Here is a 26,025-nt window from a genome sequence, read left to right as displayed (position 1 = left end):
CGGATCTTCCGGCATCCGCCGCCCGGCGGCCGGACGCTTGCCGGTCAGTCGTCGAGGAAGTGGGATGCCGCTGCCCGCGCCTGGTAGGCGACATCATCGAGGTCGGCACCGATCGCCGTGACGTGTCCGACCTTGCGGCCCGGACGGGGGTCCTTGCCGTAGGTGTGGACCTTCGCCGTCGGGTGCTCGCGCATCGCCGCCGGGAACCGCTCGACGAGCCCCCCTTCGCGGGGGCCGCCGAGGATGTTCACCATCACCGACCACGGCGCGATCGGATCGGTCGCGCCGAGCGGCAGGTCGAGGACCGCCCGCAGGTGCTGCTCGAACTGACCGGTCACTGCACCGTCCTGCGACCAGTGGCCGCTGTTGTGCGGGCGCATCGCCAGCTCGTTGACGAGGATGCGGTCATCGGTGGTCTCGAACAGCTCGACCGCGAGCATGCCGGTCACACCCAGGCCTTCGGCGATGTCGACGCCGACGCGGGCGGCGACCTGCGACATCCGCTCTCCGGCGTGGGGCGCCGGAGCGAGGACCTCCGCGCACACGCCGTTGCGCTGGATCGTCTCGACGACCGGGTACACGGCCACGTCACCGGACGGGCGCCGGGCCACCTGCTGGGCGAGTTCGCGGGAGAAGTCGACGAGCTCTTCGACGAGGAGCTCTCCGCCCCGGGCGTCCTCGGCGAGCGCCGTGAACCATTCGTCGGCCTCGGTCGCGGCCGAGACGACGCGGACGCCCTTACCGTCGTACCCGCCGCGCGGGGTCTTCACCACCGCGCGTCCGCCGTGGGCGTCGAGGAAGTCCTGGAGACCGGCGCGATCGGACACCGCGGCCCAGTCCGGCTGCGGCATCCCGAGCTCGGCGAGCCGGGCGCGCATGTGCAGCTTGTCCTGGGCGAACCGCAGCGCGTCGGGTCCCGGATGCACCGCGACGCCGGCGTCGACGAGGGCGGTGAGGACGTCGTGCGGCACGTGCTCGTGATCGAAGGTGAGCACATCGACCTCGCGGGCGAACGCACGGACGGTCTCGACGTCGCGGTAATCGCCCACCGCGGTCGCGGCGAGCGCAGCCGACATCCCCTCGGCCTCGGCGAGGACCCGGATCTCGACGCCCAGCTCGACCGCCGGGGCGATCATCATGCGCGCCAGCTGTCCGCCGCCGACGACTCCCACACGCAGAACCATGCCCGACCTCCTCGATGCTCGGCGCGCCCGGAGGCCGCCCGTGTCCGGGGTCCATCTTTCCGCACCGTCGGAGCGGATTCGACCGTCAGCGGCGCGGGAGCGGCGGAGGCGGTCCGGGCGGGAGCGGCTGCGCATCGCGGTGCGCGAGGATCTGATTCACCTCGACCTGGTCGACCAGCACCTCGTGCACCAGCGCGGCACTCGGGACGTTCACCAGACGCAGGGGCGCATCCACCCCGTTCGAGAGCGTGAGGGTGCCCGCACCCCACATCCGCTGCAGGATGCCGCGGCGCATCCCGATCGTGTATCCGCGGACGTGGCTCAGCTCGCGCCGGCGGGCGACGAAGATCCCGGTGCGTTCGATGACGCGCCGCGTGGTGATCGTGTAGACGTGCGTCCACCACGCCAGGAACGGCAGGAGCGCGAAGAGGAACACCACCGCGCTGGCCGCCGCCACCAGCATCCAGTTCTCGAAGCCCGCCGGGAGATTGTCGAAGAAGTACCCGGTCGCACCGGCGACGGCGATGACGACGAGCGCCGACCAGACCAATCGCCGCGCGTGCGGACGGAAGCGCGCGACACGCAGCTCCGGTGTCGGCGCACCGGGCGCCGGCATCAGAGGCCGTCCCCCGTAGCTGGCCGTCGGCTGCGTCATGCCTCCCATTGTGGGGGACGCCGGCGGGCACTCCGCGGCGCCTCGCGGGCATCGGCGGGTCTCCGGCGTCGCTCACGCGGGGTCACCGGATGCGGAGGTCAGCGGACGGGGGGTCAGCGGACGTGGACGACGTCCCCGGCCGAGACCGCGGTGGCCGATCCGTCGTCGCGCTCCACCAGGAGCCGCCCGTCCGCGTCGAGCCGGGTGGCGACACCCTCGAGCACGGAGCCGTCCGGAAGGCTCACGCGCACACGGCTGCCGATCGTCGTGCACAGCTCCTCGATCCTCGCGTGCAGGCTCGCACCGGCCGCGCTCCCACCGGCCTTCGTCAGCGCCTGCACCTGCGCGTCGAGATCGCGGAGGAAATCCGCCAGCAGCCGGTCATCGTCGCACTCGAGGCCCACCGCCTCGAACGAGGTCGCGGTCGAGACCGGGAGGTCGACGGCCGCCATCCGGGTGTTCACCCCGGCGCCCACCACGACGGCATCCGGATCCGTGTGGGAGACCTCGGCGAGGATGCCGCAGATCTTGCCGCCGTCCACCTGCACGTCGTTCGGCCACTTCAGCCCCACCGCGTGCGCCTCGGACGGCATCTGCGCCGCGACGGCGCGCGTCATCGCGGCGCCCGCGAGGAGCGGGAGCCAGCCGCGCGCGGTGACCGGGAGATCGCGCACGCGCAGCACCACCGACACCGCGAGCGCCGTCTCGGGGGGCGCGGTCCACGAGCGGTCCATCCGGCCGCGTCCGTGACGCTGATCGGTGGTCAGCAGCACCGAGAGGTGCGGCCACTCCGCGGGCTCCTCCGCGAGGTGGTGCAGGACATCCGCGTTCGTGGAGTCGGTCTTCTCGACGACCTGGACGCGCGGGCTGACGGCGGCGGTGAGCGGGTACCCCTCGGCGGGAATCGGCATGCGGCCACCCTATGCGCTCGCACGCCGCCGCGGACCGATGGTTCGCGCGGGTGGAGGAATCCACTGGTCCTTTGTACGAACCCTCCAAGCTCCGCGGGCATCCCGCCGATAGGGTGGATGCCGTGACCGACCAGCCCGATCTCTACACGACCGCCGGCAAGATCGCCGACCTTCGCGCGCGCTACCAGGAAGCGGTCGTCGACGCCGAGCAGACGGCCCAGGACAAGCAGCACGCCAAGGGCAAGCTCACCGCCCGCGAGCGCATCGCGCTGCTGGTCGACCCGGGCAGCTTCGTCGAACTCGACGAGTACGTCCGCCACCGCACGACCGCCTTCGGCATGGAGCGCTCCCGCCCCTACGGCGACTCCGTCGTCACCGGCACCGCGACCATCCACGGCCGGAATGTCGCCGTGTACGCGCAGGACTTCTCCACCTTCGGCGGATCGCTCGGCGAGGTGGCCGGCGACAAGATCATCAAGGTCATGGAGCTGGCCCTGCGCAGCGGCATCCCGATCGTGGGCATGCTCGACTCCGGTGGCGCGCGCATCCAGGAGGGCGTCGTGGCCCTGGGCAAATACGGCGAGATCTTCCGACTCAACACCGCGGCATCCGGCGTCATCCCGCAGATCTCGATCATCATGGGACCCGCCGCGGGCGGTGCGGTGTACTCCCCCGCGCTGACGGACTTCGTGGTGATGGTCGACAAGACCAGCCAGATGTTCGTCACCGGCCCCGACGTCATCAAGACCGTGACCGGCGAAGACGTCGGCATGGAAGAGCTCGGCGGCGCGCACACGCACAACACCCGATCGGGCGTCGCGCACTACCTCGCCGAGGACGAGGACGATGCCCTCGACTACGTCCGGACGCTGCTCGGGTTCCTGCCCGACAACAACATGTCCGACATCCCGCTGTACGAGCACGAATTCGAGTTCGAGACGACGGATGCCGACCGGGCGCTGAACACGATCATCCCCGACTCGCCCAACCAGCCGTACGACATCCACGAGGTCATCCGCGGGATCGTCGACCACGAGGACTTCCTCGAGGTGCAGCCGCTGTTCGCGCCGAACATCGTCATCGGCTTCGGCCGGATCGAGGGCCGCTCGGTCGGCATCATCGCCAACCAGCCGTCGCAGATGGCCGGCACGCTCAACATCGAAGCGGGCGAGAAGGCGAGCCGCTTCGTGCGCTTCTGCGACGCGTTCTCGATCCCGATCGTCACCCTCGTCGACGTTCCGGGATACCTCCCCGGCACCGACCAGGAGTGGACCGGCGTCATCCGGCGCGGCGCGAAGCTGCTCTACGCCTACGCCGAGGCCACCGTCCCGCTCGTGACCGTGATCCTGCGCAAGGCCTACGGCGGCGCCTACATCGTGATGGGCTCGAAGCAGCTCGGCGCCGATGTGAACCTCGCCTGGCCGACGGCCGAGATCGCCGTCATGGGCGGTCAGGGCGCGGTGAACATCCTCTACCGCGGCGAGATCAAGAAGGCGGAGGAGGCCGGTGAAGACGTCGCCGCCGTCCGCACCCGGCTCGCCAACGAGTACACCTACAACGTCGCCTCCCCCTTCCTCGCCGCCGAGCGGGGTGAGCTCGACGGCATCATCGAGCCCGCGCAGACCCGCGTGTCGATCGCGAAGGCGCTGCGCGCCCTCCGCGGCAAGCGCGCGAGCCTGCCGCCGAAGAAGCACGGCAACATTCCGCTATGACCGGCGAGATCCCCCGCGAGGACATCACGATCGACGTGCGCCGCGGCAATCCCACCGAGGAGGAGCTCGCGGCGCTCATTGCCGTGGTCAGCGAGGCGTACGCGACCGAGGCGGCCACCGCCGTGGTCGAGGAGGAGCCGAGCCGCTCGGCCTGGGCGGTCTCTCAGCGCGGCCTGCGGACTCCGCTTCCGCGCGTCGGGTGGTGACCGCGCGGGCACTCTGACCCATGGCCTTGTCCCCCGAAATACCTACAGACAGGTCGTCCGAAGGCGTCGGATACTGAAGGAGCTGGAACGCTTCTGCGTTCGGTCGACCCGCCTTCGCCTCGCGAATGCCCAGGGTTCGGCCATGCGGTCTGTTTTCGGGTAACGGATCGCGTGAGGCGGGGGGCGTGCGTTTCGCCGCTCCCCGCCTCCTCTCACTCTCTCCGCCTCGGCACTCTCCTCCCCCGCCGGGGCGGGGAGGAGTGTCGCCGCACGGCCGCCGTCCCTAACTCCTCCTATTCGGGCCGGAACGGCCGGTGTGTGCGCGCACACACCGGCGTGGGCGCCGAAACTGAGGAGTTCGGTACAGGGCTGGCCCGACGACCCCGCGGCCGACGTGTCCGGCACCGGCGGGTGGCGCGGCCGCAGCGCGGGCCGGGCGAGGCGGGCGTAACTCCTCTGATCCGGGCCGGAAGGGCGGGTGTGTGCGCGCACACGCGCGCGTGGGCGCCGAAACTGAGGAGTTCGGCCCGGGTGCGGGAGGGGGCGCGTCGGGTCAGCCGGCGTCGACGGGGGCGCGCCCGGGGAGCGGGATCTCGCGCCACAGGTCGACGGCGTCCTCGTCCGACGGGCCCGCAGACCGGCCGTCCACCGGCATCGAGCGTCCGACGACGGTCACCGCCACCGTCTCGTGCGGCGACGTGCGGATGTACAGGCGGTCCGACCCCGCCGAACGCAGCGTCTCGGCCAGTTGGGCGCGGATGGCGGCCAACTCGTGCTCCTCGAGCGCGTCCAGGCCCCCCTCGTCGAGGACGGTGACCGTCGCACCGCGCCGGCGCGCCCGCTCCAGCTCGGCGCGGACGTCGTCATCAAGCAGCCGCGGTCCGCGCAGTTCGTCGCGCAGACGCCCCTCCGCCAGCCGCGCCTCGAGGCGTTCGTCCTCGGTCAGCGCACCGCCCGAGGCGACGGTGCGCGTGAGCACCGGACCGGCGACCTGCAGCGCCCGCTGCACCTGGACGCGGCGTTCCCGCTGACGCACGAGCTGCGACGCCTGCCAGCCGGATGCCGCGCGCTGCAGCTGCGCGAGACGATCGGTGTCGCGGGCTGCGCGGTCCATCGAGAGCACCAGGAGCTGAGCGGCGAGCACCCAGACGACCGAACCGACGAGCCCCTGCGCCAGAGCGTTCGCCGGCCCCATCCACGTCATCGACCCGGCCGCGAGCATGCCGATGCCGATCCAGGCGGCCCAGGGCCGCCGACGCGCCATGACCACGGTCATGAGCGCCCCGATGCCGCCGAGGTACCAGGTTCCGTACGACTGCAGACGACTCTCCTCCCCGACGGCGATCGCGATCGCGGTGGGGACGATCGCCGCGGCGGCGAGCGCGAGCCCCTGCGCGAGGCCGGGGAGCTTGCCGGCGCCGCGTTCGGAACCGCCGGACGCGGCATCCGTCTTGGGCCACCAGAAGATGCAGAGCCAGGTCGTCGCGAGGTACAGCACGAGGGCGGCGACGACGAGCCACGGATAGTCGACCGGACCTCGCCACCACAGTCCCGTGGCGGCGAGGTAGGCGGTCATCGCCAGCGCGAGGGCCAGCAGAACCGAACGGACCTGGATCATGCCGCCCCCTCCCGCCAGGTGAGACGCACGAGGGTTCCCCAGTCGCCGCTGTCGATGTCGGCACTGCCGCCGACGGCGGCGACGCGCGCGATGATCGACGCGCGGATTCCGAGGCGATCCGCCGGTACCGCGGCGAAGTCGAACCCCTCCCCCGCGTCGCGGACCTCGATGCGGATGCCGTCGTCCTCGGCCGCGAGCTCGGCGACGAGTCCTTCCCCACCGGCGTGCTGCAGCGCGTTCGCCACGGCCTGTGCCGCGGCGAGCGCGAGCGCCCGCGCCACGCGTCCCGGCACCGGACGCGCCGAGGCGCTCACCCGCCGGTGGACGCTCAGGGTCTCGCCGAGTTCCATCGCGGCCGCTTCGATGTCGTCGGCGATGGTCTCGGCATCTCGCGGCTCGTCGCTGCCCTCGTGGGCGTCCTGCTCGGTGTTCGCCAGCCGGGTGAGGGCTTCGCGGGCCATCGCCGCGGCGAGGATGCCCTCGCGCGGGGTCACCGCGCGCTCAGCGGCGATCAGCGCGGCCAGCACACTGTCGTGCATGAGTGCGGCGACGGCCATCCGCTCCTGTTCGGACGCATCGGATGCCGCGGCCTTGGCGTAGGACGACACGGCCTTGGTGCGGGTGTCGTCGACGTTCGCCGCGATCTTGCGGAACAGCCACCCGAGCGCAAGGATCACGCCACCCAGGATCACGCCGAAGGCGGCGTCGAGGCCGACCGCGAACCAGTAGTCCGGGGCGAAACTCCCCTGCACCAGGCGTCCGTAACCGTAAAGGATCGGCGCGAACAGGGTCACACCGACCTGGAGTGCGAAGGGAAAGGCCAGCACCGCGGCGAGGGTCGCGATGTTGACGAGGTACCAGATCCACGGCTGGTCCCGGGTTTCGGTCGGCAGGCCCACCGTCGCCAGCGGCCAGAAGGCGAGTCCGACGAGGTACACGATCGCGAAGGTGCCGGCGGCGATGCGGACTCCCCTTCCCCACAGGCACGCGACGATCATGAGCGCGAGAGTGCCGAAGATGATGACCTTGTACGGCAGGTCCCACGCCGGGAGCGTGACGGGAGGGCCCAGAGCGCTGACCAGGGCCTGCGCCCCGAGGATCATCGACCCGAGACCGGCGACCAGCGCCATGATCCGCTCGACCCGCGTGCGGGTGAACGACCCGATGCCGGACGTCGACTCGCGCGAGGAGGGGATCTGCCCCCAGGCGCTGTCGAGACCCGAAGACGAGACGTCAGCGCTCACCGTCGCCTCCCGTGGCCACGGTCTCGGCTTCGAGGCCCGTGGGCGAGACGATGCCGTCCTCCATCGCGCGGCGGAGCAGGTCGACCTTGGTGGGCGCGGGGCGTCCGACGTCGACGTACTTCACACGGATGCGGGTGATGTTCTCCTTGGCCGTGGAGTAGGCCACCCCGAGGCGCTCGGCGACGACCTTCAGCGGGAGTCCCGCGGCGTAGAGGCGGAGGACGTCACGCTCACGGGCCGACAGCTGCGCGTCGGCGAAGTCGCGATCGCCCTCGACGGCGCTCGCCCACTCGACGTTGTTGAGCTGCTCGCCGCGCGAGACGGTGTGGATCGCGCAGATCACATCGTCGATGCGCGAGGACTTGCTCACCACTCCCGCGGCTCCCGCGGCGAGCGCCTCCCGCACGGCGGCGGGGCGGTCGGCGACACTGTGGATAATGACGCTCGAGCCGTCGCGGACGAGGCGCGAGACGTTCTCGGTCACCGTCGTGCCGTCACCGAGGGTCAGGTCGAGCACGACGACGTCCGCCGGCGGCGAGGAGCTGAAGGCGCGCCAGTCGAGATAGGACGTCACGGTGCTGCCCGAGAACACGACCTGCTGGTCGTCCGCGCGCGCGCACGCGCCCTGCAGACCCAATCGCACCGATTCGTGGTCGTCGATCAGGGCCACGCGCGTCATGCCGCAACTCTATCCGCGCGCGTCGCTCCGGGAGAGCGTCGCCACCGCCTCGAGGTGGTGCGAGTTCGGGAAGAGGTCGATCGGCGTCAGCGACGTGGCCTCGTATCCGGCCTCCCGGAACGCCCCCAGGTCGCGGGCGAGGGCGACCGGATCGCAGGCGACGTACACGACCGTCCGCGGCGAGAGCGCGGCGATGTCGGCCACGACGTCCGTCCCGGCGCCGGCGCGCGGGGGGTCCAGAAGCACGACGCCGCGCTGGAGGCGCTCCCGCTCCGCCGGCGACGCGTCGGCCCGAAGGCGCCGGATCCAGCGATCGACGCGATCGGTTTCGGCGCGGGCGCCGATCCACTCCACGAGGTTCTCGCCCGCGTGCTCGGTGGCCCGGGCATCCGACTCCACGCTCGTCACGCGGGTGGTGGGGCCGCCGATCTCGGCGAGCGCCGCGGCGAAGAGGCCGACCCCGCCGTAGAGGTCGAGGTGCCATGCGTCCGGGTCGACTCCCGGCGCTGCGTCGGTGCCCGTCAGGGCAATCGTGACCGCGCGCGTGAGGGTCGCCGCCGCGTGGCGGTGGACCTGCCAGAATCCGCCGGCGTCGACGCGGAACTCCCGGTCGCCGACGCGCTCGCGGATCGTCTCGTTCTCGGGGGCACCGCGACGGGGACCGTCGGATGCCGCACCCGCCGGTCGCCGCCCACGACCACGACCTTGTGGGGAGGCCGGCTCGGGCCGGTGCAGGATGCGGACCCGTCCGTCGGCCGGCTGCACGAGGTCGATGCGCCCCGCGTCGCCGCCGCGCAGGGCGAGGGCCGCACGCTCGATCGACGCCGTGGCCAACGGCAGCTCGGAGACCTCGATCACGCGGTGGGAGCGGGCGGCGTACGGGCCTACCCGGCCGGCGTCGTCGACGTGGAGGGACACCCGCGTGCGCCACCGGATGCCGTCGGCATCGGCATCGGCATCGGCATCGGCATCGGCATCGGCATCGGCATCGGCCTGACCCTCGCCGAGGATCTCCGCCACCGTCCGCACCGGCTCCGCGGCCAGGGATGCCGCGTCGAGCCGGCCGATCCGCTCGAGGGCGTCCACGAGCACGCGGTGCTTCAGCTCCCGCTGGTGGGCCGGGACGATGTGGCCGAAGTCGGCGCCTCCGGGGCGGGCTTCCGGCGCCACATCGACGTCGGCCTGCGCCCACACGTGCGGGCGGCGCTCGGGCGCGGCATCCAGGACCTCGAGCACCTCGCCGCGCCAGAACGACGACTTCCGCGTGTCGGTCAGCCGCACGCGCACGCGCTCGCCGGGCAGCGTGTCGGGGACGAACACGACGCGCCCCTCGTGTCGCGCGACGAAGACGCCACCGTGGGCGACGCCGGAGACGTCGAGGTCGAGAAGATCACCGGGTTGCATCCTTCGATGGTTCCACACGCGCTCGCCCCCACGCGCGCGCCCCGCACGCGCTCGCTCCGGCGGGCGCCGCCTACCCTGGGGTCATGCGCGTGTGCCTCGCCTCGACCTCCCCCGCCCGCCTGATGCTGCTGCAGCAGTTCGGCATCCGTCCGCTGACCGTCGCGCCCGACGTCGACGAGGACGCGGTGGTGGCCGCCGTCGCCGCGGGCGAAGGCCGCGAGCTCGCCCCCGACGAGCACGTCCTGCTGCTCGCCCGGCGCAAGGCCGCCGACGTCGCCGCGCGCCTGGCCGACGACATCCCCGACTTCGACGGGATCGTGATCGGCGGAGACTCGATGTTCGAGATCGACGGCGCCGTCCTCGGCAAGCCCTACACGCCGGAGAACGCCACGGCCCGGTGGCACGCGATGCGCGGGCACACCGGGGTGCTGCACTCCGGGCACGCCGTGGTGCGGGTGTCCCCCGGCGCGCCGTCGCGCGAGGTCCACGCCGTGGCCGAGGCATCCGTCACCTTCGCCGACGACATCACGGATGCCGAGATCGACGCGTACGTCGCCACCGGCGAACCGCTGCACGTCGCCGGCGCGTTCACCGTGGACAGCCTCGGCGGGGCGTTCATCCGCCGCATCGAGGGCGACCCGTCGACGGTCGTGGGGATGTCGGTGTCGACGCTGCGGTCGCTCATCCGCGAGGTCGGCGGCGACTGGACCGCCCTGTGGCATACCGTCGACCCCTCTCTCTCGGCGCCCACCCCCTGACGCGATCCCCCGATCCGGTTGTGGGAGAGTGACACGAATCGCCGTGCTTCTTGTACGAGTTGGTCAAAAGAGGGCCTCGCAGCCTCGGTAGGCTGACATCCATGTCTCAGATCGCCAAGGTCCTCGTCGCCAACCGCGGTGAGATCGCCGTCCGCGTCATCCGTGCCGCTCGCGATGCCGGCAAGGCATCCGTCGCCGTGTACGCCGACCAGGACCGCGACGCCCTCCACGCCCGCCTCGCCGACGAGGCCTACGCGCTCGACGGCTCCACGAGCGCCGAGACCTACCTCTCGATCGAGAAGATCCTCTCCGTCGCGCGCCGCTCCGGCGCCGACGCGGTGCACCCCGGCTACGGCTTCCTCGCCGAGAACGCCGACTTCGCCCGCGCGGTCATCGATGCGGGCCTCATCTGGATCGGCCCGTCGCCGGAGGCCATCGAGGCGCTCGGCGACAAGGTGACCGCCCGCGCGGTGGCCGAGAAGGTCGGCGCGCCTCTCGCCCCGGGAACCCCCGGCCCGGTCGCCGGCGCCGACGAGGTCATCACCTTCGCCGAGCAGGTGGGCCTCCCCATCGCCATCAAGGCTGCATACGGCGGCGGCGGACGCGGCCTCAAGGTCGCGCGCGAGCTCGACGAGGTCGCCGAGCTGTTCGAATCCGCCACGCGCGAAGCGATTGCGGCGTTCGGCCGCGGCGAATGCTTCGTGGAGAAGTACCTCGACAAGCCCCGTCACGTCGAGACCCAGTGCCTCGCGGATGCCGCCGGCAACGTCGTCGTGGTCTCCACGCGCGACTGCTCCCTGCAGCGCCGTCACCAGAAGCTCGTCGAGGAGGCTCCCGCGCCGTTCCTCACCGACGAGCAGAACCGCATCCTCTACGACTCCTCCAAGGCCATCCTCCGCGAGGTCGGCTACCAGGGGGCGGGCACCTGCGAGTTCCTCATCGGCGCCGACGGCACCATCTCTTTCCTCGAGGTCAACACGCGCCTCCAGGTCGAGCACCCGGTCTCGGAGGAGGTCACCGGCCTCGACCTCGTCCGCGAGCAGTTCCGCCTCGCCGAGGGCGAGGAGCTCGGCTACGACGACCCCGCTCCCGTCGGCCACTCGATCGAGTTCCGCATCAACGGAGAGGATGCCGGTCGCGGCTTCCTCCCCCAGCCAGGCCCCATCCACGTCTTCAAGACGTTCGGCGGTCCCGGCATCCGTCTCGATTCCGGCGTGACCGCCGGCGACAGCGTCTCGGGCGCCTTCGACTCGCTCCTGGCCAAGATCATCGTCACCGGACGCGACCGCGACGAGGCCCTCGAGCGCGCGCGCCGCGCCCTCGACGAGTTCGAGGTCGCCGGGATGCCGACGGTGCTCCCCTTCCACCGCAAGGTCGTGCGTGACCCGGCCTTCACCGCCGAGGACGGCACGTTCGGCGTCTACACGCGGTGGATCGAGACCGAGTTCGTCAACGACATCGCGCCGTGGGACGGCGAGCTGGAGGCGCCCGGCGCCGAGGCCGCGCGCCACACCGTGGTCGTGGAAGTCGGCGGTAAGCGCCTGGAGGTCAGCCTCCCCGACCGCATCGCGGTCTCGCCGAGCGCCGTGGGCCGCCCCGCCGCCGTTCCCCCGTCGCGCCGCTCGCACGCCACGACGGCGATGGCCGGCGCATCCGGCGATGCGGTGAAGGCCCCGATGCAGGCGACGATCGTCAAGGTCGCCGTCGAGGAAGGCCAGCAGGTCGTCAAGGGGGACCTCGTCGTCGTCCTCGAGGCGATGAAGATGGAGCAGCCGATCCAGGCCCACAAGGACGGGCAGATCGGGGCGATCAACGCCGACCCGGGCAGCACCGTCTCGGCCGGGCACCAGCTCCTCACCATCAGCTGACGCGCGCCTCCGTCCTCCGCCGGTGCGCGAAGGTCACAGATGCGCGGCGAGGAACTCCTTCACGCGCGCGTAGGCGACGTCCCCTTCGGGGATCTGCACGTCGGGGAAGAACGCGAACCCGTGCGGCATCCCGGCCGGCCAATAGCCGTCGGCGACGCCGCCCGCCTCTTCGAGGAGCGCCGCGAACGCCCGCCCGGAATCGATGATCGGGTCGTGCGTGCCGGTCGCGAGGAACGTCGGCGGGTACCCCGTCAGGTCGGCGTAGATCGGGCTCGCGAGCGGATCGGTCCAGGCCGTCGTCGGCAGGTACGCCCCGCGGATGAACCCGAAGAACGCGCTGTCGTAGACGATCCCCCGCGGGGCGAGTTCCTGGAACGACGGCCAGCGCTCCTGCGCGAAATCGACGAAGGCGCCGAACATCACCACGGCCTGCGGCGGGGCGATTCCGCGGCTGCGCGCGGCGATCGGCAGGGCCGCGGCGAAGTTCGACCCGGCGCTGTCGCCCGCCACGGCGATCCGCGAGGGGTCGCCGCCGATCCGACCCGCATCGGTGCGCAGCCACGCGTAGACGTCGACGACGTCCTCGAGTGGTGTCGGGAACGGGTACTCGGGAGCGAGCCGGTAGTTCGCCGAGACCACGACGGCTCCGGCATCCGTGGCCAACCGCCGCGTGGTGTAGTCGGTGTCTTCTGCCGACCCGACGGTGAACCCGCCGCCGTGGGCGTAGAGGATCACCGGGAGGGCCCCGTCCGGGAGGGCGGCGGGCCGATAGACCAGGCAGCGCGCCACCCCGTCCCGGACCGGCAGGTAGACCGTCGTGACATCCACCCCGGGCACCGCCTCCGCGCCCGTCGGCGGAACGAGCGCCGGGTCGGGTTGGGCACGGTCCTGCCCGATGTACCCGGTGCGCACCGGGAGGATCATCATGTCGCGCAGGGCGACGGGCTGCCGGTTGTTGGCGATGACCCGGTACGACGGCATCGCCGGGTCGTCCGGGTCGATGTAGCTGAGCCCGTCGATGGCGGCGACGACGGTGACGTCGCGCTGCCCCTCGGGAATCGTCGTCAGCGCGACATCGATGTGCGGAGCGGACGCCGCGTCCGCGGACGCGGCGGCGGGTGAGGACGCGGCGGGATGGATCGGCACGACCGCAGTCTAAGGACGCCGCCGCGCCCCGGGAAGGGGTGTCGCGGCGCCCGGGATCACTCCCCGTAGACGGTGTGGTCCACCACGTGCATGGCCCGCGCGGCGTCGGTGATGCTGCCCGAGAGCGAGGGGTAGACGGCGAACACCCGCGAGACCTGGTCGACCGTCAGGCGGCGTTCGACGGCGATCGCGATCGGGTAGATCAGCTCGGATGCCCGGGGCCCGACGATGACGCCGCCGATGACGGTGCCCGACCCCTGGCGCGCGATGAGCTTGACGAACCCGTCCTTGATGCTCATCATCTTCGCCCGCGCGTTGGCCGCGAGAGGCATCTTGTGGACGACCCCGTCGATGGTGCCGGCGTCGATGTCGCGCTCCTGCCAGCCCACCGTCGCGATCTCGGGCGCGGTAAAGATGTTCGACGCGATGCGGCGGCGATCCAGCGGAATGACGACGTCGCCGAGGGCGTGGAAGATCGCCGTGCGCCCCTGCATGGAGGCGACCGAGGCGAGCGGGATGAAGGTGGTGCAGTCGCCGGCGGCGTAGATGTTCGGCACCGAGGTGCGCGCGGCGCGGTTGACCTGGATGTGGCCCGAGTCGGTCATCTGGACGCCGGCGGCCTCGAGGCCGATCCCCGCGGTGTTGGGGATCGAGCCGACCGCCATGAGGCAGTGGCTGCCCTCGACGGTGCGCCCGTCGGAGAGGGTGACCACGACCCCGTCGCCCTGGCGCTGGACGTGCTCGGCGCGGGACTTCGACAGCACCGTCATCCCGCCGCGGGTGAAGACGCGCTCGAGGACGGCGGCGGCATCGGCATCCTCACCGGGGAGGACCTGATCGCGGCTGGAGATCAGCGTCACCTTCGAGCCGAGGTTCATGTAGGCGCCGGCGAACTCGGCGCCGGTGACCCCGGAGCCGACGACGATCAGATGCTCGGGGAGCGCCTTCATGTCGTACAGCTGGGTCCAGGTGAGGATGCGCTCCCCGTCCGGCGGCGCGCTCGGCAGCTCCCGCGGGGACGCGCCGACCGACACGACCAGGGTGTCGGCCTCGACGCGGTCGAAGTCGGTGCCGCCGGGGCCCGTGGACACCACGACGGCGTTGTCGCCCTCGAGACGGCCGTGCCCGGAGATCAGGCGGACGCCGGCTTCGGCGAGCGAGGCGCGCATATCGTCGGACTGTTGACGCGCCAGCGCGAGGAGGCGCCGGTTGACGGCGGCGAGGTTGATCGCGATCTGCGGCTTCAGCGGCTTCCCGTCGTCGCCGCGGGCGTAGAGCTGCACCCCGAGGTCGCTCGCCCCCGCGATGGCCACGGCGGCGTCGGCCGTCGCGATCAGCGACTTCGACGGGACGACGTCGGTGATGACCGCGGACCCGCCGATGCCGGCGCGCTCGACCACCGTCACCTCGGCTCCGAGCTGGGCGGCGGCGAGCGCCGCCTCGTAGCCTCCGGGTCCGCCACCGAGGACGGCGACCCGCTGAGTGCGCTCGAAGCTCACAGACATGTCTCCCATTGTGTCTCCTCCGGGGCGGCGCTCACGACTCGAACGCCCATGTGGCCCGCCGCCCCGCCGGGAATCTAAGGTGGGGTCCATGTCACAGACCTTCGCCCACCCCCTCGACGACCCCGCCGCCGACCCCTTCGAGGTCGCCCGCGTCGCCGCCGCGGACATCGCTCGCCTCACCGGGGTCGAGCAGCACGACATCGCCCTCACCCTCGGCAGCGGCTGGGGCAAGGCAGCGGAGCTCATCGGCGAGACGACCGCGACCTTCCCCGCCACCGAGGTCACCGGCTTCAGCGCCCCCGCCCTCGCCGGACACGCGGGCACGATCCGCAGCATCCTGACTCCGCAGGGCCGGCGCGTCCTCGTCATCGGCGCGCGCACCCACTTCTACGAGGGACACGGCGTGCGCCGCGTCGTCCACAGCGTGCGGACGGCCGCCGCGACGGGCGTGACGACCATGGTCCTCACCAACGGTGCGGGCGGCATCAAGGCCGGTTGGAAGGCCGGGCAGCCCGTTCTGATCAGCGATCACATCAATCTCACGGCCGCGTCGCCCCTCGAGGGCGCGACCTTCATCGACCTCACCGACCTGTACTCCCCGCGCCTGCGCGAGGTGGCCCGGTCGGTCGACCCCACGCTCGACGAGGGCGTGTACTGCCAGTTCCGCGGACCCCACTACGAGACCCCCGCAGAGGTGCGGATGGCCCGCGCGATCGGCGGCGACATCGTCGGCATGTCCACGGCGCTCGAGGCGATCGCGGCCCGTCAGGCCGGAATGGAGATTCTCGGCTTCTCGCTCATCACGAACCTCGCCGCCGGCATCCAGACCACCCCACTCAGTCATCAGGAGGTCATCGATGCCGGCCGCGAGGCCGAGCCGGTGATCTCGTCGCTGCTGGCCCGTGTGATCGAGGCCCTGTGAGCACCGCCGAGGGCGCCGTCGCGGCCGCCCGCGCCTGGCTCGCGCAGGACCCCGACCCCGAGACCCGCGCCGAGCTCGAGCAGCTCCTCGCGGCGGCCGACGACGGAGACGCGGATGCCGCAGCCGACCTCGCCGACCGCTTCGGCGCGCGCCTGGCCTTCGGGACCGCCGGCCTCCGCGGTGAGCTCGGGGCCGGTAGCAATCGGATGAACCGCGTGCTCGTGGCGCAGGCCGCCGCCGGATTCGCGGCCTTCCTCCGCGAGCGGGCGGGTCTCGGCGAGGCCGATCCGGCCGACGCCGGCACCGTCGCCGACGGCGACGCCCACGCGGACGGCGACGCCCCCGCGGACGCCGCGCCGGCCCGTGTCCCCACGGTCGTCGTGGGGTACGACGGACGCCGGAACTCCCGCGTGTTCGCCGAGGACTCCGCGCAGATCTTCGCCGGCGCGGGCCTCCGCGCGATCCTCCTCCCCCGCCTCCTCCCGACGCCGGTGCTGGCCTTCGCCGTCCGTCACCTGGATGCGGATGCCGGAGTCATGGTGACCGCGAGCCACAACCCGCCGAACGACAACGGGTACAAGGTCTACCTCGGTGGCGCCGACGAGGGTGCGCAGATCGTCGCGCCCGTGGACGCCGAGATCGCCGCGCACATCGACCGCGTCGCCGCGGAGGGGGACGCGGCAGCCCTCCCCCGGTCGCTCGCGTTCGAGACGGCACCCGAGTCGGTCGTCGAGGCGTATGTCGCCGCGACCGCCGCCGTGGCCCCCGCATCCGCCGGCGCCGAAGGGCTCCGGTGGGTGTACACCGCCATGCACGGCGTCGGATGGGAGACGGTGCAGCGCGTCGTCGAGCGCGCCGGGTACCCGGCCCCGATCACCGTCGACGCCCAGCGCGACCCCGACGGCACCTTCCCGACGGTCTCCTTCCCCAACCCCGAGGAGCCCGGCGCCATGGACCTCGCGTTCGCCACGGCCCGCGAGCACGGCGCCGACCTCGTCATCGCCAACGATCCGGACGCCGACCGCCTCGCCGTCGCCGTTCCGGACGAGGACGAGGAGGGCGGCTGGCGTCGCCTCACGGGCAACCAGATCGGGCTGCTGCTCGGCTGGCGCGCGGCGCGCCTCGCGGCGGAGTCCGGCGTCACCGACGGCACTCTCGCGTGCTCGCTGGTCTCCTCCCCCGGTCTGCAGACGGTCGCCGAGCACTTCGGCCTCCGCTCGGCGGCGACCCTGACGGGATTCAAGTGGATCTCCCGTGCGCCTGGCATCGTCTTCGGGTTCGAGGAGGCCCTGGGGTATCTCGTGAACCCCGAGGCCGTGCGCGACAAGGACGGCATCTCCGCTGCCGTGGCCTTCCTCGGGATGGTGTCGGATGCCCGGACCGAGGGCCGCGGCATCCGTGACCTGCTGAACGAGTTCGACGAGACGTTCGGCTTCTTCGCCAGCGGTCAGATCTCGGTGCGCGTGGACGATCTGAGCGTCATCGGACGCGTCATGAGCGCCCTCCGCGCCGACCCGCCCGCGCGGATCGGCGAGGTCGCGGTCGACCGCGTCGACGACCTGCTGACGGGCGTCGACGATCTGCCTCCCGGAGATGTGCTGCGGTACTGGCTCGCGGACGGCTCGCGCGTCATCGTGCGTCCGAGCGGGACCGAGCCGAAGCTGAAGGTGTATCTGGACGTCCGCGGCGACTCGGCCGACGACGCCGCCGCGCGCATCCACGCCGTGACCACGGCGATGCGCGAGCTCGTGGACACCCTGTCGGCCTGAGGCCTCTCGCCGCGCCCCCTACGGTGGAGGGGTGCTGCTGAGAGAGCCCCTCACCCTCGCCGACGACCACGTGCGTCTGGAACCGCTGTCCCCCGACCACGCGCCCGATCTCGCCGAGGCCGCGCGGGGGTTGGAGCACGCCTGGTACACACACGTGCCGCATCCGCACGAAGTCGAGGACGACATCCGTCAGCGTCTCGCGTGGCGCGACGAGGGGACGATGAACCCGTGGGCCGTGCGGCGGCTCGAGACGGGGCGCGTGGTCGGGGTGACGACGTTCTGCAACATCGACCAGCCGAACCGGCACGTCGAGATCGGGCACACGTGGATCGGCGTCGACGCCCAGCGGACGGCGGTGAACACCGCGGCGAAGCTGCTGCTGCTCGCCCACGCGTTCGAGGACTGCGACGCGATCGCGGTGGAGTTCCGCACCCACTGGCACAACCGCCAGTCTCGCGCGGCGATCGCCCGGCTCGGGGCGAAGCAGGACGGCGTGCTGCGCAACCACCGCCTCGGACCCGACGGAACCCTCCGCGACACCGTCGTCTTCTCGATCCTCCCGCACGAGTGGCCCGCCGTGCAGAAGGGCCTCCGCGCCCGCCTCGCCCGCTGATCGCGCGGGTGCGGCGTCGTTCGGGTGGCAGTCGTGGCCGCCTCGAGCTCGACGAGGCGGCCACGACTGCCACCTGAGGCGAGCGGAAGACCCGCCCGGCCGCGCTACCCGTCGATGACGGCGACGAGCTCGTCGAGGAAGCCGCCGAAGTCGACCGCGCGGCGGACGATGCGCTGCACGCTGTCGCGCTCGGAGAAGACCTCGACGAACTGCTCGAACACCGTCTGGAACGCCTCGCGGTCGGTCTCCGAGAACGCCACGAGTGCCACGACCTGCACGCGGCCGTCGCCCCACGGGATCGAGGGGTCGGCGATCCCGATCGCGATCGCGGTGCGCGTCGCCGTCATCCCGATCGCGTGCGGCACCGCGAGCGCGTCGGTGAACGCCGTCGACGACAGCTCCTCGCGCTGGATCGTCCGCTCGATGTAGTCCTCGTCGATGACCCCCTGCGCGACGAGCGTCGCTCCCAGCCGGCGGATGACGGATGCCGCGTTCCCAGCGTCCTCGTGCACGTCGGCGAAGCCGCGGACGAACGCGTCGGGCGAGAAGTAGCGCTCGAGTTCGGTGCGCAGGCGCGCGAGCCGGCGCCCGCGGCGGACGCGGCCCGCCGCGGTCTGCACACGCTCCACGTCGGCATCCGTGAGGAAGGGCTGGATGCGCACGAACCGGTCCCCCGACATCGGCGGATCGATCGTGGTCAGTACCAGGTCGCTGTCGATCGCCGCCCAGTCAGGGTCGACGCGGGTCTCGACACCGACGACCTCGATCGCCTGCCCGAGGGAGCGGTCGACGCTCGAACGCAGCAGCTCGTGCAGCTCGTAGTAACCGGGGCAGACGATCGTCGCCGTCAGCAGCTGGTCGGCCCGGCGGCTGCGCTCGAGCCGTCCGCCCACGTGCATGGCGATGTAGGCGATCTCGTCGTCCATCAGCGGGATGCCGAGCTGCTCGTGCAGGCCGTTGGCGATGAAGACGGCGACGTCGAAGATCATCGGGTAGGTCGCCTTGAGCGAGCGCGTCAGGGGGTTCCGTGACCAGGCCTGCTCCCGCGCCCGCAGGCGGAGGTTCTGCACGTGCAGCGCGAGTCGGAGGATGAAGTCCTCGTGGGCGATGTCGACGAGGAACTCCGCGGCCGCCTGCTGCACCACCGCACGGACCACGTCCTCCACCTCGGGCTCCACCCGGTCGCGCGCGCCGTCGCGGGCGGTCCGGGCGGGGTCGAGGTCCGACCCGCTGCCCGGCGCGCCGGGAGCGACGATGCGGGTGAGGACGAGGGTCGCGAGATGCTGCTGGTCCCCCGCCCCGAGCCGGACGCCGAGGTGCCGCTCGGCGAGCTCGGCGAGGATGCGCTCCACCTCCGCGTGGGACTCGCCGGATGCCGCTCCCGCGCCCTCCAGGGCGCGGCCCTGCGCCACGCGGTCGGCGGCGATGGCGATGTGCATGACGACGTCGGCCATGCCCAGCTCGTTGACGAACCAGCCGCGTTCGCCCAGGCGCGACACGAGCTCGGTCTTGAAGGGGCCGAAGGCGTTCTGGCCGACGGACTCTTCGCCGAGCGTGCGCCGCAGGGCCTGCAGGTCGAACGAGCCGGCATCCATCTCGTCGTGCGCGAGCCGGCTCAGCAGGCGCCGCTGCGCCGCCTCGGTGCCGCGCAGCCGCGCCGTCGAGGCCGAGCGCTCGAGGGTGAGGTCCGTGCCGCCGAGGAGCCCCCGGACGCGCGCGAGGTCGGCGTCGAGGGTCGCGGAGCTGACGTGGAGGGCGTCCGCGGTCTCGAACACGTCGATGCCGTCGGGGGTGTCCAGGAGCGCCCGCACGAGGCGGTGCAGGCGATCGCGCGGCGTGCCGCTCTCGGTGCCCGCGCGGACCGCGGTTCCCGCATCCGGACCCGCCCGATAGCCGTGCGGGCCCGACTCGACGGCGATGCCGGGGGCCACGCGCGCGTTCACCGCCGTGACGTAGGAGCGGATGCTGCGCGGGGTGACCCCGAGCGCGTCGGCGAGCGTCGCGGCGGTGGACCAGTCGCCGTCACGGACGAGGAGGCTGAGCAACCGGTCCTGTCGCGCCCGTGTCACCGACTCACCCCCGCCCTCGTCTCGCGTCGATGCGTGCCAGTCAACCATGCCGGACACGCGCTTTCCGCCCCCGCGGAAGAAGGACTGGTTGTCCCGCTCCCAGGGTTCTCACAAGATGGGAGCGAAGGAGGCGGGTCGATGAGGATCCTGATCGTCTGCGGTGCGGGTGCGTCCAGCACCTTCGTCGCGCAGCGCGTGCGACGTGCGGCGGACGAGCAGGGGCTGTCGTGGTCCGCCTTCGCCGGCACCGAGCAGTCGTTCCCGACCGACGTCGATGCCGCCGATGTCGTCCTGCTCGGACCGCATCTCGCTCCCGCGCTGTCGCGTTTCGAGCGGGACTCGGCCGAGCGGAACATCCCGGTGGTCCTGCTGCCGGCCGACATCTTCACCGACCGGGACGGCACGCGGACCCTCGCGCTCGTCCAGGCCGCCGCCTCGCCCTGACACCCGCCATACCGCTTCATCCGCCAGACCCGCCGTACCGACAGAGAGGTCACCCCATGCCCCCGATCACCCGGACCGTGCGCGTCGGTTCGTCGCATGGGCTGCACGCCCGCCCCGCGAAGCTCTTCGCGCAGGCGGCGAAGGACGCCGGCATCCCCGTCACCATCGCGAAGGATGCCGGGTCCCCGGTCAACGCGGCCAGCATCCTCGGAGTGATCGCGCTCGGCATCGAGCACGGCGACTACGTCACCCTCACCGCCGAGGGTGACACGGCGGAGAAGACCATCGACACGCTCAGCGAACTGCTGACCACCGACCACGACGCGGAGGCATGATGACGGAGATCAGAGGAGTCGGAATCGGGCTCGGAGTCGCCCAGGGGCCCGTGGCCCGCATGGCGGAGCCGCTGCCCGCACCGCTGGACGAGCCGAGCACCCTGACCCCCGACGAGGAGACCGCGCGCGTGACGGATGCCGTCGCCGCTGTCGCCCGCGAACTCGAGGAGCGCGGGGCGCAGGCCGGCGGCGCCGCGCGCGACGTGCTCGAGGCGCAGGCGATGATGGCCGAGGACCCGACCCTCGCCGACGAGGTCGGAACCCGCATCCGCGCGGGGAAGACCGGCGAGTTCGCCGTCCACGACGCCTTCGCCTCCTTCCGCGAGCAGCTCACCGCGCTCGGCGGCTACCTCGGCGAGCGCGCCGCCGATCTCGACGATGTGGCGCAGCGGGTGATCGCGCGGCTGCGCGGCGTCGCGGCGCCGGGCGTGCCCGACCCCGGGCATCCGTTCGTGCTGGTGGCGAAGGACCTCGCTCCCGCCGACACCGCGCTGCTCGACCTCGACAAGGTCCTCGCGCTCGTCACCACCGAGGGCGGCCCCACCTCCCACACAGCGATCCTGGCGCGCGAGAAGTCGATCGTCGCGATCGTCGGCGCGGGAGCCGCGAAAGATCTCGTCGACGGCGAGACGGTCATCGTCGACGCCGCGAAGGGCGTCGTCACGACGAACCCGACCGACGAGGAACGGGCCCAGGCCCAGCACCGGGCCGATGCCCGCGCGTCCGCGGCATCCGCTCCGATCACCGACGGCGCCCTCGCCGACGGGACCGCGGTGCCGCTGCTGGCGAACCTCGGAAACCCGGCCGCGGCGGCCGAGGCGGTCGCCCTCGGCGCCGAGGGTGTGGGGCTGTTCCGCACCGAGTTCCTCTTCCTCTCCTCCGCGCAGGCGCCGACCGTCGAGCAGCAGCGCGAGGCGTACACGCAGCTGCTGCAGGCTTTCCCGGGCAAGAAGGTCGTCGTCCGCGTGCTGGACGCCGGCGCCGACAAGCCCCTCCCCTTCCTCAACGACGCCCACGAGGAGAACCCGGCGCTCGGCCTCCGGGGCCTGCGCGCGCTCCGCGCGAGCGAAGACATCCTGCGCGAGCAGCTGACCGCGCTGGCGGAAGCGGATGCCGCGACGGATGCCGACCTCTGGGTGATGGCGCCGATGGTGTCCACGGTCGAGGAGACGGAGTACTTCACCGCCGTCGCGCGGGAGTACGGCGTCAAGACCGCGGGCGTCATGGTCGAGGTGCCGTCCTCGGCGCTGCTGGCCGACCACATCCTCGCCTCGGCCGACTTCGCCTCCATCGGCACGAACGACCTCACCCAGTACACCCTCGCCGCCGACCGCCTCCTCGGCTCGGTCGCCTCGTTCCAGGACCCCTGGCACCCCGCCGTCCTCCGCCTCATCCGCGAGGTCGGGCGCGCGGGCGCCGAACGCGGCAAGCCCGTCGGCATCTGCGGCGAGGCCGCCGCCGACCCGCTGCTGGCGGTCGTCTTGGTCGGCCTCGGCGCGACCTCCCTGTCGATGGCCCCCACCGCTCTCGCCGATGTTCGGGCGACCCTGCTCGAGCACACCCTCGACGATGCCCGAGTCATCGCCGACGCCACCCTCGCCGCGACGGACGCGGCGACCGCACGAGCCGCGGCGATGACCGCCGCAGCACGAACCCACCAGAAGGAGACCCAGCAATGACAACGGCGTCCGCACCCACGAAGGGCGGATCCAAGGCGCAGGTGCACGTCCAGCGCTTCGGAACCTTCCTCTCCGGCATGATCATGCCGAACATCCCCGCGCTCATCGCGTGGGGCATCTTCACCGCGTTCTTCATCGACGTGGGCTGGACGCCCAACGCCGACCTGGCCACGATCGTCGGTCCCTTCATCCACTACCTGCTGCCGATCCTCATCGCCTACACGGGCGGCACGATGGTCTACGGCATCCGCGGCGGCGTGGTCGGATCGATCGCGACGATGGGCGCCATCGCCGGGTCCGACCTCATCGTGGCGAACATCAACGCCGCGCTCCCCGAAGGCGCGTCGCAGCTCGGCCAGGTCCACATGTTCATCGGTGCGATGATCCTGGGCCCGCTCGGCGCCTGGACGATGAAGAAGATCGACTCCATCTGGGAGGGCAAGATCAAGGCGGGCTTCGAGATGCTCGTCAACATGTTCTCGGCCGGCATCTGGGGCTTCGTCATGGCCGTCGTCGGGTTCTACCCCGTCGCGTGGCTGGTCAACGGCATCATGCAGGCCCTCAGCACCGCCGTGAACTGGCTGGTCGAGATGAACCTCCTCCCGCTGACGAGCATCATCATCGAGCCGGCGAAGGTGTTCTTCCTGAACAACGCCATCAACCACGGCGTGCTGACCCCGCTCGGCGTCACCCAGGCGGCCGAGACCGGTTCGTCGATCCTGTTCCTCCTCGAGGCCAACCCCGGCCCCGGCGTCGGGCTGCTACTGGCGTTCACCATCTTCGGTCTGGGTGCCGCGCGCGCGTCGGCTCCCGGAGCCGCGGTGATCCAGTTCTTCGGCGGCATCCACGAGGTCTACTTCCCCTACGCCCTGATGAAGCCGGTCCTCATCGTCGCGCTCATCGCCGGTGGCATGACCGGTGTCACCACCAACATGCTCCTCGGCGGCGCCCTCCGCGCCCCCGCGGCGCCGGGGAGCATCATCGCCGTGATGCTGCAGACGGCGCAGGGCGCGTACTTCGCGGTGATCCTCTCGGTGGTCCTCTCGGCCGCGGTGACCTTCGTCATCTCCGCGGTGATCCTCCGGGCCTCGCGCAAGCGCGACCTCGAGTCGATGGCGGCCACCGACGACGCGTTCGGCGCGGCGATCACCCAGACCGAGGCGGCCAAGGGCAAGTCCTCCGACCACCTCGGCGGCCTCCGCGGCGGGGCGGCGACCGGTGCCGGCGGAGCGGCGGGAGCCGCGGCCACCGCCACCGAGCGGGAGGTGAAGAACATCGTCTTCGCGTGCGACGCCGGAATGGGGTCGTCCGCGATGGGCGCGAGCGTTCTGCGCAACAAGTTCAAGAAGGCAGGCGTCGAGAACGTCACGGTCGTCAACAAGGCGATCGCGAACCTCGACTCCTCCGCCGACCTGGTCATCACCCAGAACCAGCTCACCGACCGGGCCCGGCAGCAGACGCCGGACGCGATCCACGTCTCGGTGGACAACTTCATGAACTCCCCGAAGTACGACGAGGTCGTAGACCTCGTCCGTGCACAGCACGAGGATGGGGTGTAGGCATCCCCGCGGCCGCGGGGTCGGGCAGGCGTGATGCCCCCGGCCCCGCGGCTCTTCCGGACACCGGATGCCGCGGCATCCGTTCGGAAGATCATCCGAACCGCAGGAATCGAGCATCCGCTCGCGACGAAAGGCGACGACATGGCACGTGACGTTCTCGGCACCGGACAGGTGCGCATCCACTCCGGCAGCGCGACCCGCGAGGAGGCGATGCGGGAAGCCGCCGACATCCTCCAGTCGGTCGGCGCCGTCACCGGCGCCTACTTCGACGCCATGCAGCAGCGGGAGGAGACCGTGTCGACCTACATGGGCAACGAGCTCGCCATCCCCCACGGCACGAACGAGACCAAGGACAGCATCCTCGAGTCCGCCCTCTCCGTCGTGCGCTACGACGGAGGAGTCGACTGGGGCGGCGAGCACGTGAGCTTCGTCGTGGGGATCGCCGGCAAGGGCGACGAGCACCTGGAGATCCTCTCGCAGATCGCCATCCTCTTCTCCGAGGAGGACGAGGTGGCCAAGCTCAAGGCCGCGCAGACCCCCGAGGAGCTCTACGAGCTGGTCTCGGCGGCGGGCGTCGGATGAAGGCCGTCCACTTCGGCGCCGGCAACATCGGTCGAGGATTCGTCGGCCTCCTCCTCCACGAGGGCGGGTACGAGCTCGTCTTCTCGGATGTCGCGGCGCCCCTGGTCGACGCGATCAACGCCGTCGACCGCTACACGGTGCGCGAGGTCGGTCCGGGAGGCGTCGACACCGTCGTCACGGGGTTCCGCGCGATCAACTCGGCCGAGAACGCCGATGAGCTGATCGACGAGATCGCGAGCGCGAACGTGGTCACCACCGCCGTCGGCCCGACCGTCTTGCGCTTCGTGGCGCCGCACATCATCGCCGGACTCGCGTTGCGCGACCCCTCGTCGCCGCCGCTGCAGATCATGGCGTGCGAGAACGCGATCAACGCCACCGACGTCCTCCGCGAAGAGATGAAGGTCGCCGCGGGCGGCGCGTGGGACGCGCTCGAAGGCCGTGCGGTGTTCGCCAACACCGCGGTGGACCGCATCGTCCCCGCCCAGCCCGAGGGCGGCGGAGTCGACGTCACCGTCGAGCCGTTCTTCGAGTGGGCGATCGAGCGGGGACCCTTCGGCGTCGAGCCGCCGGTCATTCCCCGCGCGCACTTCGTCGACGACCTCGCGCCGTACATCGAGCGGAAGCTCTTCACCGTCAACACCGGGCACGCCACCGCCGCCTACTTCGGCGCCGCCGCCGGATCCGACACGATCGCGGCGGCGCTGGCCGACCAGGTGATCGCCGGACGCGTGGATGCCGCGCTCCGCGAGACGTCGGCGCTGCTGGAGGTCAAGCACGGGCTCGACGCCGAGGAGCTCGCTCGCTACCGCGCGACGATCCTCGACCGGTTCCGCAACGACGTCCTCCCGGACACCGTGTGGCGCGTCGGACGCCAGCCGCTGCGGAAGCTCTCCCGGCACGAACGCTTCATCGGACCCGCCGCGCAGGCGATCGAGCGTGGGCTCGGCGTGGACGGGCTCCTCGACGCGATCTCGGCCGCCCTCGCGTTCGACGACGCCGAGGACGCCCAGTCCGTCGACCTTCAGCGGATGCTGCGGACCCAGGATGCGGCATCCGTCACCGCGGAGGTGACCGGGCTGGAGGCCGACCACCCCCTGTTCGCACGGGTCGAGGCGGTCGTCGCGGCGCGGCAGCGGGACCTCGGAGCGGGTGCCGACGCGTAG

General features: G+C 71.9%; 23 protein-coding genes. 13 read left to right on the top strand and 10 right to left on the bottom strand.

Annotated elements, in window-relative coordinates; all coding sequences use genetic code 11:
* Positions 1–44: 44 nt before the first annotated feature.
* The 3 genes from AB0O93_RS11375 to AB0O93_RS11365 all read right to left on the bottom strand — a co-directional run bounded on the left by AB0O93_RS11375 (position 45) and on the right by AB0O93_RS11365 (position 2,750).
* A complete protein-coding gene (locus AB0O93_RS11375) occupies positions 45–1,184 on the bottom strand; it encodes a 5-(carboxyamino)imidazole ribonucleotide synthase (RefSeq protein WP_363343391.1) in 1,140 nt (379 codons plus the stop codon).
* 85 nt (positions 1,185–1,269) lie between these two features.
* Complete coding sequence (locus tag AB0O93_RS11370; protein WP_310890157.1) at positions 1,270–1,839, bottom strand: PH domain-containing protein; 570 nt, start codon at positions 1,837–1,839, stop codon at positions 1,270–1,272.
* Between the two features lie 113 nt (positions 1,840–1,952).
* Complete coding sequence (locus AB0O93_RS11365; protein ID WP_363343389.1) at positions 1,953–2,750, bottom strand: biotin--[acetyl-CoA-carboxylase] ligase; 798 nt, start codon at positions 2,748–2,750, stop codon at positions 1,953–1,955.
* A gap of 122 nt (positions 2,751–2,872) precedes the next feature.
* Here AB0O93_RS11365 and AB0O93_RS11360 point away from each other — a divergent pair, with 122 nt between their 5' ends.
* Together AB0O93_RS11360 and AB0O93_RS11355 are read left to right on the top strand one after the other, a co-directional pair.
* Entirely contained in the window at positions 2,873–4,462 is a 1,590-nt protein-coding gene (locus AB0O93_RS11360) for an acyl-CoA carboxylase subunit beta (protein ID WP_363343387.1), read from the top strand.
* The gene (locus AB0O93_RS11355; RefSeq protein ID WP_363343385.1) at positions 4,459–4,668 is read left to right on the top strand and encodes an acyl-CoA carboxylase subunit epsilon; all 210 of its coding nucleotides are present in this window, start codon (positions 4,459–4,461) and stop codon (positions 4,666–4,668) included. The genes AB0O93_RS11360 and AB0O93_RS11355 overlap by 4 nt, the downstream gene beginning before the upstream one ends.
* Before the next feature lie 553 nt (positions 4,669–5,221).
* On the opposite strand, the gene AB0O93_RS11350 is transcribed toward AB0O93_RS11355, so the two are convergent.
* The 4 genes from AB0O93_RS11350 to AB0O93_RS11335 are packed head-to-tail and all read right to left on the bottom strand — an operon-like array spanning position 5,222 to position 9,613.
* Entirely contained in the window at positions 5,222–6,286 is a 1,065-nt protein-coding gene (locus tag AB0O93_RS11350; RefSeq protein ID WP_363343383.1) for a hypothetical protein, read from the bottom strand.
* Entirely contained in the window at positions 6,283–7,530 is a 1,248-nt protein-coding gene (locus AB0O93_RS11345) for an ATP-binding protein (RefSeq protein ID WP_363343381.1), read from the bottom strand. The genes AB0O93_RS11350 and AB0O93_RS11345 overlap by 4 nt, the downstream gene beginning before the upstream one ends.
* Complete coding sequence (locus tag AB0O93_RS11340) at positions 7,520–8,209, bottom strand: response regulator transcription factor (RefSeq protein WP_363343379.1); 690 nt, start codon at positions 8,207–8,209, stop codon at positions 7,520–7,522. The genes AB0O93_RS11345 and AB0O93_RS11340 overlap by 11 nt, the downstream gene beginning before the upstream one ends.
* Positions 8,210–8,218: 9 nt before the next feature.
* Entirely contained in the window at positions 8,219–9,613 is a 1,395-nt protein-coding gene (locus tag AB0O93_RS11335) for a TRAM domain-containing protein (protein ID WP_363343377.1), read from the bottom strand.
* An 83-nt stretch (positions 9,614–9,696) separates the two neighbouring features.
* Here AB0O93_RS11335 and AB0O93_RS11330 point away from each other — a divergent pair, with 83 nt between their 5' ends.
* Entirely contained in the window at positions 9,697–10,371 is a 675-nt protein-coding gene (locus AB0O93_RS11330) for a Maf family protein (RefSeq protein ID WP_363343375.1), read from the top strand.
* A gap of 101 nt (positions 10,372–10,472) precedes the next feature.
* The gene (locus AB0O93_RS11325) at positions 10,473–12,239 is read left to right on the top strand and encodes a biotin carboxylase N-terminal domain-containing protein (protein ID WP_363343373.1); all 1,767 of its coding nucleotides are present in this window, start codon (positions 10,473–10,475) and stop codon (positions 12,237–12,239) included.
* 33 nt (positions 12,240–12,272) lie between these two features.
* Here the strand turns inward: AB0O93_RS11325 and AB0O93_RS11320 are convergent, their stop codons facing one another.
* The gene (locus AB0O93_RS11320) at positions 12,273–13,385 is read right to left on the bottom strand and encodes an alpha/beta hydrolase (RefSeq protein ID WP_363343371.1); all 1,113 of its coding nucleotides are present in this window, start codon (positions 13,383–13,385) and stop codon (positions 12,273–12,275) included.
* A gap of 56 nt (positions 13,386–13,441) precedes the next feature.
* Positions 13,442–14,890: an NAD(P)H-quinone dehydrogenase gene (locus AB0O93_RS11315; protein WP_363343369.1), complete on the bottom strand. Its 1,449-nt coding sequence runs from the start codon at positions 14,888–14,890 to the stop codon at positions 13,442–13,444.
* An 88-nt stretch (positions 14,891–14,978) separates the two neighbouring features.
* On the opposite strand from AB0O93_RS11315, the gene AB0O93_RS11310 reads away from it, so the two are divergent.
* The 3 genes from AB0O93_RS11310 to AB0O93_RS11300 are packed head-to-tail and all read left to right on the top strand — an operon-like array spanning position 14,979 to position 18,194.
* Positions 14,979–15,812, top strand: a complete 834-nt coding sequence (locus tag AB0O93_RS11310) for a purine-nucleoside phosphorylase (protein WP_363343367.1) — start codon at positions 14,979–14,981, stop codon at positions 15,810–15,812.
* Positions 15,809–17,581, top strand: coding sequence for a phospho-sugar mutase (locus AB0O93_RS11305; protein WP_363343365.1), 1,773 nt, complete (start codon positions 15,809–15,811; stop codon positions 17,579–17,581). Before AB0O93_RS11310 ends, AB0O93_RS11305 begins: the two co-directional genes overlap by 4 nt.
* A gap of 31 nt (positions 17,582–17,612) precedes the next feature.
* Positions 17,613–18,194, top strand: a complete 582-nt coding sequence (locus tag AB0O93_RS11300) for a GNAT family protein (RefSeq protein ID WP_363343363.1) — start codon at positions 17,613–17,615, stop codon at positions 18,192–18,194.
* A 104-nt stretch (positions 18,195–18,298) separates the two neighbouring features.
* Here AB0O93_RS11300 and AB0O93_RS11295 read toward each other — a convergent pair whose 3' ends face one another.
* The gene (locus tag AB0O93_RS11295) at positions 18,299–20,263 is read right to left on the bottom strand and encodes a PTS sugar transporter subunit IIA (RefSeq protein WP_363343362.1); all 1,965 of its coding nucleotides are present in this window, start codon (positions 20,261–20,263) and stop codon (positions 18,299–18,301) included.
* A gap of 138 nt (positions 20,264–20,401) precedes the next feature.
* On the opposite strand from AB0O93_RS11295, the gene AB0O93_RS11290 reads away from it, so the two are divergent.
* The 6 genes from AB0O93_RS11290 to AB0O93_RS11265 all read left to right on the top strand — a co-directional run bounded on the left by AB0O93_RS11290 (position 20,402) and on the right by AB0O93_RS11265 (position 26,025).
* The gene (locus AB0O93_RS11290; RefSeq protein WP_363343360.1) at positions 20,402–20,707 is read left to right on the top strand and encodes a PTS sugar transporter; all 306 of its coding nucleotides are present in this window, start codon (positions 20,402–20,404) and stop codon (positions 20,705–20,707) included.
* A 56-nt stretch (positions 20,708–20,763) separates the two neighbouring features.
* A complete protein-coding gene (locus AB0O93_RS11285) occupies positions 20,764–21,042 on the top strand; it encodes an HPr family phosphocarrier protein (protein WP_363343358.1) in 279 nt (92 codons plus the stop codon).
* The gene (gene ptsP / locus AB0O93_RS11280; RefSeq protein ID WP_363343356.1) at positions 21,042–22,721 is read left to right on the top strand and encodes a phosphoenolpyruvate--protein phosphotransferase; all 1,680 of its coding nucleotides are present in this window, start codon (positions 21,042–21,044) and stop codon (positions 22,719–22,721) included. Before AB0O93_RS11285 ends, ptsP begins: the two co-directional genes overlap by 1 nt.
* The gene (locus AB0O93_RS11275) at positions 22,718–24,280 is read left to right on the top strand and encodes a PTS mannitol transporter subunit IICB (protein ID WP_363343354.1); all 1,563 of its coding nucleotides are present in this window, start codon (positions 22,718–22,720) and stop codon (positions 24,278–24,280) included. Before ptsP ends, AB0O93_RS11275 begins: the two co-directional genes overlap by 4 nt.
* Positions 24,281–24,421: 141 nt before the next feature.
* Positions 24,422–24,862 (top strand): PTS sugar transporter subunit IIA, encoded by a 441-nt coding sequence (locus AB0O93_RS11270; protein ID WP_363343352.1) that lies wholly within the window; start codon positions 24,422–24,424, stop codon positions 24,860–24,862.
* Positions 24,859–26,025: a mannitol-1-phosphate 5-dehydrogenase gene (locus tag AB0O93_RS11265; protein WP_363343350.1), complete on the top strand. Its 1,167-nt coding sequence runs from the start codon at positions 24,859–24,861 to the stop codon at positions 26,023–26,025. Before AB0O93_RS11270 ends, AB0O93_RS11265 begins: the two co-directional genes overlap by 4 nt.

Source organism: Microbacterium sp. NPDC077184 (assembly GCF_040687055.1).
Classification (GTDB): Bacteria; Actinomycetota; Actinomycetes; order Actinomycetales; family Microbacteriaceae; genus Microbacterium.
Note: the sequence above shows the minus strand (reverse complement) of the source record. Positions and strands in the feature narration are given on the sequence as shown.